Source organism: Pseudoduganella sp. RAF53_2 (assembly GCF_052113985.1).
Lineage (GTDB): Bacteria > Pseudomonadota > Gammaproteobacteria > Burkholderiales > Burkholderiaceae_D > Rugamonas.
In genome coordinates this window covers 1-9,109 of record NZ_JBFRDW010000196.1, presented here as the reverse complement: position 1 = coordinate 9,109, position 9,109 = coordinate 1, and the positions used below count along the sequence as shown (strand labels likewise).

At 64.9% G+C, this 9,109-nt stretch carries 11 protein-coding genes; all 11 read right to left on the bottom strand.

The annotated features are described in order from the left end of the window. Window positions 1-295 (bottom strand): phage baseplate assembly protein domain-containing protein (locus AB4Z11_RS13555; protein WP_442025773.1); only part of this gene is annotated, 295 nt, incomplete at its 3' end. Next, window positions 292-1,353, bottom strand: coding sequence for a phage baseplate assembly protein (locus AB4Z11_RS13550; protein WP_442025772.1), 1,062 nt, complete (start codon window positions 1,351-1,353; stop codon window positions 292-294). The genes AB4Z11_RS13555 and AB4Z11_RS13550, both read right to left, overlap by 4 nt. A gap of 16 nt (window positions 1,354-1,369) precedes the next feature. Then, a complete protein-coding gene (locus AB4Z11_RS13545; RefSeq protein WP_442025771.1) occupies window positions 1,370-2,872 on the bottom strand; it encodes a DNA circularization protein in 1,503 nt (500 codons plus the stop codon). Next, window positions 2,869-5,160, bottom strand: coding sequence for a hypothetical protein (locus AB4Z11_RS13540; RefSeq protein ID WP_442025770.1), 2,292 nt, complete (start codon window positions 5,158-5,160; stop codon window positions 2,869-2,871). Before AB4Z11_RS13540 ends, AB4Z11_RS13545 begins: the two co-directional genes overlap by 4 nt. 120 nt (window positions 5,161-5,280) lie before the next feature. Then, complete coding sequence (locus AB4Z11_RS13535; protein ID WP_442025769.1) at window positions 5,281-5,871, bottom strand: phage tail assembly protein; 591 nt, start codon at window positions 5,869-5,871, stop codon at window positions 5,281-5,283. Between the two features lies 1 nt (window position 5,872). After that, the gene (locus AB4Z11_RS13530; protein ID WP_090189591.1) at window positions 5,873-6,241 is read right to left on the bottom strand and encodes a phage tail tube protein; all 369 of its coding nucleotides are present in this window, start codon (window positions 6,239-6,241) and stop codon (window positions 5,873-5,875) included. Window positions 6,242-6,253: 12 nt separating this feature from the next. Next, window positions 6,254-7,738 carry a phage tail sheath subtilisin-like domain-containing protein gene (locus AB4Z11_RS13525; RefSeq protein ID WP_442025768.1) on the bottom strand — a complete coding sequence of 495 codons (1,485 nt, stop codon included), beginning with the start codon at window positions 7,736-7,738 and terminating at the stop codon, window positions 6,254-6,256. Next, window positions 7,738-7,923, bottom strand: coding sequence for a DUF2635 domain-containing protein (locus AB4Z11_RS13520; RefSeq protein ID WP_090189587.1), 186 nt, complete (start codon window positions 7,921-7,923; stop codon window positions 7,738-7,740). The genes AB4Z11_RS13525 and AB4Z11_RS13520 overlap by 1 nt, the downstream gene beginning before the upstream one ends. Window positions 7,924-7,931: 8 nt before the next feature. Then, window positions 7,932-8,567, bottom strand: a complete 636-nt coding sequence (locus AB4Z11_RS13515; protein ID WP_442025767.1) for a hypothetical protein — start codon at window positions 8,565-8,567, stop codon at window positions 7,932-7,934. After that, window positions 8,560-8,889, bottom strand: a complete 330-nt coding sequence (locus tag AB4Z11_RS13510) for a head-tail joining protein (protein ID WP_442025766.1) — start codon at window positions 8,887-8,889, stop codon at window positions 8,560-8,562. The genes AB4Z11_RS13515 and AB4Z11_RS13510 overlap by 8 nt, the downstream gene beginning before the upstream one ends. Continuing rightward, on the bottom strand, window positions 8,886-9,089 hold the full coding sequence (locus tag AB4Z11_RS13505) for a hypothetical protein (RefSeq protein ID WP_090189581.1): 204 nt from the start codon (window positions 9,087-9,089) through the stop codon (window positions 8,886-8,888). The genes AB4Z11_RS13510 and AB4Z11_RS13505 overlap by 4 nt, the downstream gene beginning before the upstream one ends. Window positions 9,090-9,109: the final 20 nt, after the last annotated feature.

Sequence of the window (9,109 nt, the reverse complement as noted above, 5' to 3'; positions counted from 1 at the left end):
CCTCTCCTGGCCTCAAGCTGCGCATGCGAAAGCGCTGGTTGCCGGTCGCCACGATGACGCCGTTGCTTCGGTTTCCGCCGACGAACAGCACGATTGCGTCCGTGTCCGGCGGCGGCATGGAGTTGAAGCCGTACTCGGCCAGGCGTGGCACGTTGTCCACGGTGTCCATCCGCCCGAGGCGCACTTGCTGCAGCTGGACAGCGCCGTCGTCGGACCCGGTTTGTGTGCGGCCACGCCCGACGATCAGCAGAATGCGGCGGTACATGCGCTCGATGGCGCCACTAACGTCGCTCATTGACCACCTCCAATCGGGATATCCGCCGGCCCCTGCTGCAGCAGGATCGGCTGCGGCCGGAAGGCATCCGGGTGCATGATCACCAGGTCGGCGCCCGTCCCGCGCATATCGCGCCGGAACGTCACCTCACTAATCAGCCAGGTCTTGCCGGTAGCCTTCAGCGTGGGCAGCTCAAGGTCCACCAACTTGTTAGGCCAATACAGCAGGCCAGCACTATCACGCCAGCCATCCGTAGACAGGCGCAGCTGGGCCGATCGACCGAAGCGACGATTGGCCTCCCAGACCGCGCGCTGCTCGGCAACCTGCGAGCCTGCGTCCCCCCCTTCGGCGACAATGATCCGGCGCCGGTGACGCTTCACGTTCGGGTTCACGACCTTGGCCACGACGTTGCCACCGTCGCCCAGATCCTGCAGCACGTCCATCGCCATCCGGACGACCAGGTATTCCGAGAATTGCTGGTCCGCCGTGTAGGCGATCGCCGCGCGCTCGACATTCACGCCCTCCTTGAAGCCGCTTGCGGTCTTGTCCGTTCCGACACGGGACAACACCAGATTGCCATCCGGCCCCTCGTAGGCCAGCAGGGCAGCAAAACGGCACACACGCTCGATGACTTCGAACGCCGTCTCGCCACTGTTCAGGATCAGTTGCGGAATTGGCTGGCCGGGGTCCGTGGCGCAGGACGCCGACAGACCGTAGGGCTCGCACAGCTTCTGCGCGATCGACAGCGCCGAGGCGGAACTGATCTGTCCACCCGGCCACTCGGCGGCGCAATCGACCAGGTCGGCACACCGGCCGCGTCCGGACACCTGAATACTGTGCTCTTCCGGGCCGATGGCCGGGTCGAATCGGTCGATATAGCCCTTAATGACTGGATCAGGCCCCAGATACACCTCGCACGGATCACCAGGGAACACTGCGAAGTCGGCGGCGCCGGGATAGCGCTCCGTCAACGTCAGGTCGAAATCGTTGGGACAGCGCTCCATGCCCGCCGTCACGCGGATCGTGTCCCAGCCGGACAAGCGCTGCCCTCTCACGACCAGCGTAAGATCATCATTCATTGCGTTCCTTGAAAAGCTATCGCGCCAGGGCGCTGAAATTGCGAGGCATAAACGCAGGGTGAACAGGATCTGCTGCCGTGATTAGCTCGTCCGACCGCCCCGCATCGCGGTAGATGCGCTGCGCGATCGCCGGCGCCGGCAACGGTCCCGCCAGCTGCACGGTGACGATGGCGGCCAGGCTTTCGGAGCGCGCGGCCATGTCCTGCACCATCGCACTGCGAAGGGTGCGCAGCGTGTTGAACGATTCGTCCTCTCCACGGTCGCCCGCGACGACAATCTCTTCGTCCAGATCCGCCAGCACCAGAGCCTGCACGCTTTGCGCATCCTCGCGCGAGGACGGTTGATACTGCGCGGCCAGCTGCACCTGGGCGATGGCACACGCGCGGCGCAACAGCGACGACGTGCTGACCTCTATCAGCTGCAGCGCCTGCACCGCCGTGGGAGCCGCCGCCGGGTACGGCTGCGGGACGATCCCGGCAGTGGGCGCAGGCACCGTCGCCGCCCTGCGTAGTTGAGCCAACAGCCGCAGGCCATCGGCCGGCGTGGGTGCCACCGCTGCCATCGCCGCAGGCAGCGCGTGCACCGCCTGAGCGAACGACGTCATGCTGGCAGTGGCCACGGGCTCAGAGACAGCCAGCCCTGCTGCGCGCTGCAGCGCGACGCCGGATTGCGCTACGGCCGTCGATGCCACGGCCACCTTGGTGCGCGCTACAGCACCCTGTGCAAGCATCGCTTGCACAGGCGTGGCTGCACCGCTGGAGCGCACCGTGCCATGCCCGAACAGCCGCCCGAAGTCGCCGCGCAGGGATTGCACGTAGTGGTGCAGGTTGGTTGCATCGTTCACCAGCCCCTGAGCTTTCGCCGCCCATCCCTGGACGAGCGAAGTGGCTTTCAGCGCCGTGGCGACGCCCGACTTGATGGATTCGGCAGCACCTTGCAGGAAGCTCTTGGTGGACGCCGATTTCGCAGCGTCCGCAGCCGCCCCGACCGCGTCCTTGGTGGACAGGTCGGACGACGGGAATTTTCGCTCGCCCTGCTCGATGAAGGAGAACCCGATCTCGAACATGCGCCCGCGATCCCAGCGCTCCGTGCACGTCACTTCCTCGGCCAGGCTGACCTTGATGCGCCCCAGCGTCGGGTGCACCAACTCCCCGCCCTCGATGGCAGCAGCCTCTTCGCACGCCTTCAGCAGCTTTTCGCGCTGGGCAATGCAGTCAGCCCCCACCAGGAAGCCCGAGAAGCTGTAGCGCCGTGCTGAGCGCCCCAGATCCTCGACCCACACGGTATCCCGATACGGATACTGGTGAATCGAAATCTTGCGCCCGAATCGCATTTGCGACTCCAGCACGCCGAAGCCCACGCCCCGGAAAGACGCCGGCCGCAGCTGGTCGATCCAATACGCGGCCTTCTGGCCCGAGCCCACGCCCAGATCGGAGAACACGCGGTTGGTTGCGTTGGACAGGCCCGAAACGCTGTTGCCCAGCGTTCGGGTCCCGCCCGATAGGTTGGAAAGGCTCATGGTGTCAATCCTGTTGGCATGGTGTAAGCCACTCGCACCGGCATGTTCTCGCCGCCGCGCGTGCGCGCCGTGGCGGACGTGCCGGCTGGAAGGCCGTGCAGCGTGAGCGCCACTTCCATCTTTTGGGCGCCGCCCTGGCCACCCTGACCGCCACTCAACTGCGCGGCCACAACACGGTTGATCATTTCCTCGGTGACGCCGCTGCTGTTACCCTCATGGCGCACGATGCCCGAAATCAGCGGCGCCACCACTTTCGGATCGTCCAGGTTCAGCGCCTGGTTCGGCGCATACCCTGTACGGCGCGACAGATCGGAGATGTATGCCGTCGTGTTGTTTTCACTCGGCGGCGCCCATTTGCCGATAATCCCGGAGATCGTGTTCAGCCCATGCACCTTCTGCTGCGCCACCAGGTTGCGCACCGCAGCGTTCAGCCCCGCCTCCATCGTCGGGAATACCGCATAACCACCCGCGTCCCTAGGCGTATTGCCCCAGCTGCGCAGATTGCCGGGATTATTGTTGCGCACCCCAAGCGGCTGTGCAGACGTCTGCACAGCCCCCGCCGCCGCTGCAGTTGGTACAGACACCGCCTGAGACCGGGGCACGGCAGCCGCAGCAGCCGGAGCCGCAGTAGCCACCGACGCCTGCGCCCAGCCGTCGATCCCCAACGTGCGCTGCAACGACTTCGGCAGCAGCGACGCCACTGACTTGATGCCACGCACCAGGCCAGCGACGACGCGCTTGCCGGCATCGTACAGGTCGAAGTCGAACAGCCACTTGGACAGGCCGTTCATGGCGTCGCCGATGATCTTCACCGGACTGAACTCCCACAGCGCTTTGACCACCCCGCCGATCCAATCCTCCTCGAACACGTTACGCACGGCCTGGATCTTCTTGCTGAAATAGGCGCCGATAGCATCCCAGTTCTTGTAGATCGCGTACACGCCGAAGGCAATGGCCGCGATGCCTGCAATGAGCCAGCCAATAGGCGTGGCAGCGATTGCCGCGCCGGTAGCCAGGAACGCCGCCGACAAACCGCTCAGCACCGTGCTGAGGACCGGCACGCCCGCCGTGGCCACCGCAAGACTCTCCATGTACAGCCCCATCTTCAGCGTTGCCTTGAGGATGGCCGGAACCAGCGTTGCATCCGCCGCCGCAGCCAGCAGCGCGAACGACCGGATAGCCAGCGGAACCGCGCTCGCACCCAGCGACCCCATCGCCAGACCGAGATTGATCACGCTGGCGATCAGGCTGCCGTTCATCACCACCACCAGGCCGATGGCGGCATTCTTCCAGCCGCCCACCGACTCCACCGCATCATCCACGGCGGTAACGAAGCCGTGCACATCGTCGCTGATGCGCTGGAAGTCCAGCTCGTTCAGACGCTGTACCAGACCGCCGACGAAGTCCCCGACCTTGGTAGCGATCAGCTCGCGGTTGGCCGCGATCCAGACCGTGAAGYGCTCGATCAGCGGTTGCAGGACTGGCAGCAGCTGCGCGCCGATGCTGTTCTTCACGCCCTGAGTGGCCACCGACAGATAGTTCAGGGAAAGCTCGAAGTCTTCGGCGGCGTGCAGGGCGCTTCCGCCCATGACGCCACCCAGCTCAGCGACCTTACGCTCGTATGCCGCGATTGCGACTGGCCCTTGCCGTAGCAGCGGCAGGACCGATTCAAGCCCGAAGGTGCGGGCAATAACCCCTTGCACCTGGACATTCTTGATTCCTACGATCGAAGCCGATAGGTCGCGCATGGCGCGTGCGGCGTCGATCGAGCCGTCCCTGGTGTGATGGATGCCCACACCAAGGCGGTTAAGCACCACCAGGGCCTGCTGGTTGCGCCCGAACAGCGCGTCCTCCAGCGTATCGCCCAGGCTCTTCAGCCCGCCCGAAAGCTCCTGCGAACCGACGCCGGCCGCAGCCGCCGCCCCGCGCAGGGATTGCAGCTCGGTGGCGGAGATATCGAGCGATCGCGCGGTACGGTCAACTTCCGCGCCAAGCCGGCCCCATTCCAGCGTCAGGGCTACGATGCCGGCGAGGATGCTGCCACCCACCAGGATTCCCAGCGGACCAGCGATCCCCCCGAGCTTGCYCGTCACATCGACAGCAGCCCGGCCAACGCCCATCAGGCGCTGGCCGAACTTGTCGATGCCCGCTTCGCGCACCAGGTTGCGCACCGACTTGCCGACCTCAACCACAGGCCGCGTCAGGCGCGACATCGACGCATTGACGCGCCGGACAACGCCGGTAGCGCGGTCAACCGCCGAGATCGTGATTTGAAACTTATTTGCCATTGGCAGCCCTCTCCTGATTGGTCATGCGGATGGCCTGGTCGTTCCACCAACGCATCTGCGTCCAGGTGAGCGCCCAGATTTCATCGGGCGACCACCTGTAGAAGCGCGTCAGTTCTGCCGCTACATCGCGCCAGTTTTCGGGCCAACCACGTTGCAGCTGCCCAAAAAATTGCACGCCTCCTCGAAGTCGCGGCGGCACAGGCGGCCCACCACAGCACGCGGCACCTTGGCCACCAGCGAGATCAGCACGATGGCCGCACGCGTGTCGTTCGGCTCGCGTGCAGCCTGCTCCTTCTGCCCGCCGGTCGGCTCCGCCATCGCCAGCGTCTCGTAGGTCGTCGCCGCGTCAGCCTTGCCCAGTGATACCGGCTTGCGGAGGCTGATTTCCAGCTGGTCCACGAAGTCGTCACCGTCGCCCGTCTCTTGAGGCGGGACGGTAAAGCCATTGAAGAAGGCGTCCGCCTCGGCCAGGTCGCGGCTGCACATGGCCTTGGCCACGCCCGCTGGTACTTGCGCGGTGCTGGCGATCAGCGACATCAAGGCGCCGACGCCCGACACAGCGCGGGATGCAGCTTCCAGTTCATCTGCGATAGGCTCGCGCAGCGTGACGGCCGAGTAGTCCTTGCCGGCGAAGGACACCGGCTTGCGCAGGGTCAGCACCAGCGTATCGGCCACCGAGGCGGCCTGTTCGTTTTGTTGATTGACTTGCATATCACACCTCCTCGACGCTAAAGCCGTTCCACTTCACTTCGAAGGTGGCTTCGGTCGTTTCTACAGTTTGGTCATCGACGGTCCACATGTTGCGGCCAACAACGGTCTTACCGTTGGCCAGCTCCAGGGTGACGGTCACGTTGGTCATGGCGTTGAAGTCCGCCACGGTCAGGCCGCCGGCATCGCGCAACTTTGCCGTGATTTCGCCAGCGACGGGCTTCTCGGAGTAGCCGTGGACACGGTCTTGGCCGGTCAGCGTCTCGCGGGCAACCTTGGATACCTTGTAGCCGAGGTCGCCGGCGAGCATGTAAGTCTTGCCGTCCACGTTCAGGTACGCGATACCGGCGAGGCGATTGGTAGTGTCTGCCATTGAAGTTGCTCCTTATTGCAGGCGGAACTGGGCCAGCAGCGCGAAGATGCGCAGCTGGTTGATCAGGGTGCCGGGCCACAGAATGTCCACGCGGTTCGGGTTCTGCGTGTTCTTCTGCACAATCAGGCCGTCTTTGAACGCATCACCGTTTTGCACCAGGCCGGCGTCCTCCAAGGTGCGGTAGGCGGCGATCAGGTCGGCGCGGATCATGTTCGGCGTGACGACGTTGGCACCAGGGCCGAAGCGCGTGCCGTTGGCGGCCAGCTTCACGCGCGCATACTTCGACGTGATTACGCCTTTCAGCGAGCGCAGTACCAGCGCCAGGGTGAACAGCGTCTCGATCTGCAGATAGCTGTTGTCCGGGGCGCCGGCCGCATTCTTCTGGTACGTCGTAATCAGGTTCTCGATCGCCACGGCGCCATCGTCGGCGACGGTGAAGGTCGAGATACCGTCGAACAGCAGCGTGTTGCGGTCGGTCAGCTGGAAGCGCGAAGCCAGCGGCGGCGCCAGCACGCCGGCCACGCGCACGGTCTGCAGCGGCATTGCCGGGTCCACGCGCACGCTCGAAGCCGCCGCGCCAGCAACCGCAGCGGCCCACTGCCAGCTCGGCGTCGGGCTGTCATTGAAACCCATCACAGAGACGTGCTGGTCGTTGCGGCCGACGCCGAAGGTCGTCAGCGAGCCTACGGTGCCACGCTGCGCGGCGAAGGCGTGGCCGTACAGCTGCGAAGCCCACGACCAGCGGCCGTTTACATCGTTCAGCAGCGCGCCGACGGCGTTCAGGCTTGCCGCGTCGGTGTACGGGCAGACGATAAAGTCAAACATGGTGTCGCCCAGGTTGGCCAACGCCGCCGCCAGTGCCGGCACGCCAGTGCCATTTGCCATCGGAACGATCGTCACGGCCAAGCCGGTCGGCGTGGCCTCGCTACCGCGCGTGCCCAGGTAGTTCAGGCGCACGTCGATGTCGTTGCCCACCGTACCCTTGTTCAGCGCGGTCAGGGTAACAACGCCTGCAGCAGCAGCGGCGGACACCGGCAGGTTTGGCGTAGCGGTAATCGCCGCGACCAGCGCGGTGGCCAGCTGCGCGACGGTCTGCGTCGGCAGCACGGCCATCTGCACCAGCGCGCCTGCCACGTACAGCGACAGCGTGCCTGCGACCGTGGCGGCGGCAGTGAACGTCACCGTGCCAGTTGCAGCCGTGGCGCCGCCGGCATCCTGCACCGGCAGGCACCATACTTCGCCGAACGTGTCGTTCTGGCGATATGCCTGCACCGCCAGGTGCAGCATCGAACCCGCACCGCCCAAGGCAGCAGCATCGGCCGGGCTCTGGCAGATGACAGGCACGTTCGGCTGGGCAACGCCAGCAGCGAGCATCTGGCCGATGACCAGGGCGCGCTGATTGAACTCGCCGCTGTTGGCCAGCGAGTTGTCAACCTCGGCGTAGAACAGCGGCACGCGCACGTTGGCCGGCAGCTGCTTGAATGGAATTTTGCTCATCAGTCAGTGCTCCCCTTTGCGGATTGTTTGACGGGTGCAGCGGCCGGTTCGACCAGGACGACGTCCTTGTCGCGCAAGCGGCGCATCCAGTAGTCGGTTTCCGGCACTTCGCGGCCAGTCTCCGGGATCAGGTCCAGCAGGTCCGGGTCACGAATGACCAGGCCGTTGGCAGGCTTTACGAGCATGTGCTCTCCTATGAATTGAGGGTTATTTCGAGGCCACCTTCATCGCGGCCGTCTGGGCCGCTCGTGCGGGGCGCGGCAGGTACGGCGCCAGCGAACTGGGATTCGTACACGCCGTTGGCGTCGAATGGCGCAGCCAGGTCGACGTGCAGCGCCACACCTTCCAGCGGCGGTGCGACCGGCTGCAGCGCGTCCGGCGCGTCGTAGATCGGATCAAAGGCTTCGAACGCCTCGCAGCGCAGCTGCATCCGCGTTCCGCCCACGTGGTTACGGCCTTCGGAGTTGATCTCGCTTTCCGCTTCCATGCCGAAGCGCTGCACCAGCCGGATCAGCTCCGTATTGGTGAACAGCGCTTGCTCGACTTTGGCGTCCAACTCGTCCAGCTCGTCCTGCGCCGTGGCCGCCGAATTGGCGGACACGCGCGTTTCCAGCTCAACCAGCACCACCGTGGTGAAGTTCGTCGGGCCGGTCGCTTGTGGCTCCTTGGTGGCTTTCGTGACGCGCACCAGGATCGCCGGCACGCGTTCAGGCTGTGTCACCCAGTCACCAGGCGACGACAGGCTCTTCGCCGGGACGACGCCCGCGCCTTGCAGCGCAGCGATGACGGCCTGGCGGATCTGGCGCCGGGCGAGAATCGGATTAGTCATCGCTGACCTCCGCCTCGTTCAGGGACAGCGTTAAGCCGCCCTTGCCGTCGTCGTTGATGTCCTTGACTTCGAAGAGGTCGCCCGTTCGGGTGATCCGCAGCAGGTCACCCTGCAGCGGATACGCCTTCATTTCAGCGACGCGCACGCCGACGATCGGGTTCGAGGAATTAAAGCCCGTGCCGCCCCCCAGATGCAGGTCGCGGTTACCTTCGTCATACACGCCGGTGATGGGATAAGCCTCGCCCTCCGCCGGCATGTAAATGACTTCCTCGCCGAAGACGCCGACAGTCGGCGCCAGGACCATCTTGTCCCAGTCGATCATTCGGACTTGACGCCCGGCCCCTCGACGGCTTCTGGCTCATCTTTCGGATCGACCACGAAGCCCTTTTCAAACAGATCCTTCGCATCTTCCAGCGACAGCTCGATCACGCTGTCGGGGCCGTACAGCTTGCCCTCCACGTCGACAGATTTGCGCTTTGCCACCTTAACGGTGACGATCTCGTTTTTGTCGTTCTTTGCCATTTAGATCACCTGTGCGGACA

What these genes read in the sequence shown, in the direction of transcription:
- AB4Z11_RS13550 (WP_442025772.1), bottom strand. Translation starts at nt 1,353, where the DNA reads ATGAATGATGATCTTACGCTGGTCGTGAGAGGGCAGCGCTTGTCCGGC.
- AB4Z11_RS13545 (WP_442025771.1), bottom strand. Translation starts at nt 2,872, where the DNA reads ATGAGCCTTTCCAACCTATCGGGCGGGACCCGAACGCTGGGCAACAGC.
- AB4Z11_RS13535 (WP_442025769.1), bottom strand. Translation starts at nt 5,871, where the DNA reads ATGCAAGTCAATCAACAAAACGAACAGGCCGCCTCGGTGGCCGATACG.
- AB4Z11_RS13530 (WP_090189591.1), bottom strand. Translation starts at nt 6,241, where the DNA reads ATGGCAGACACTACCAATCGCCTCGCCGGTATCGCGTACCTGAACGTG.
- AB4Z11_RS13525 (WP_442025768.1), bottom strand. Translation starts at nt 7,738, where the DNA reads ATGAGCAAAATTCCATTCAAGCAGCTGCCGGCCAACGTGCGCGTGCCG.
- AB4Z11_RS13520 (WP_090189587.1), bottom strand. Translation starts at nt 7,923, where the DNA reads ATGCTCGTAAAGCCTGCCAACGGCCTGGTCATTCGTGACCCGGACCTG.
- AB4Z11_RS13515 (WP_442025767.1), bottom strand. Translation starts at nt 8,567, where the DNA reads ATGACTAATCCGATTCTCGCCCGGCGCCAGATCCGCCAGGCCGTCATC.
- AB4Z11_RS13510 (WP_442025766.1), bottom strand. Translation starts at nt 8,889, where the DNA reads ATGATCGACTGGGACAAGATGGTCCTGGCGCCGACTGTCGGCGTCTTC.
- AB4Z11_RS13505 (WP_090189581.1), bottom strand. Translation starts at nt 9,089, where the DNA reads ATGGCAAAGAACGACAAAAACGAGATCGTCACCGTTAAGGTGGCAAAG.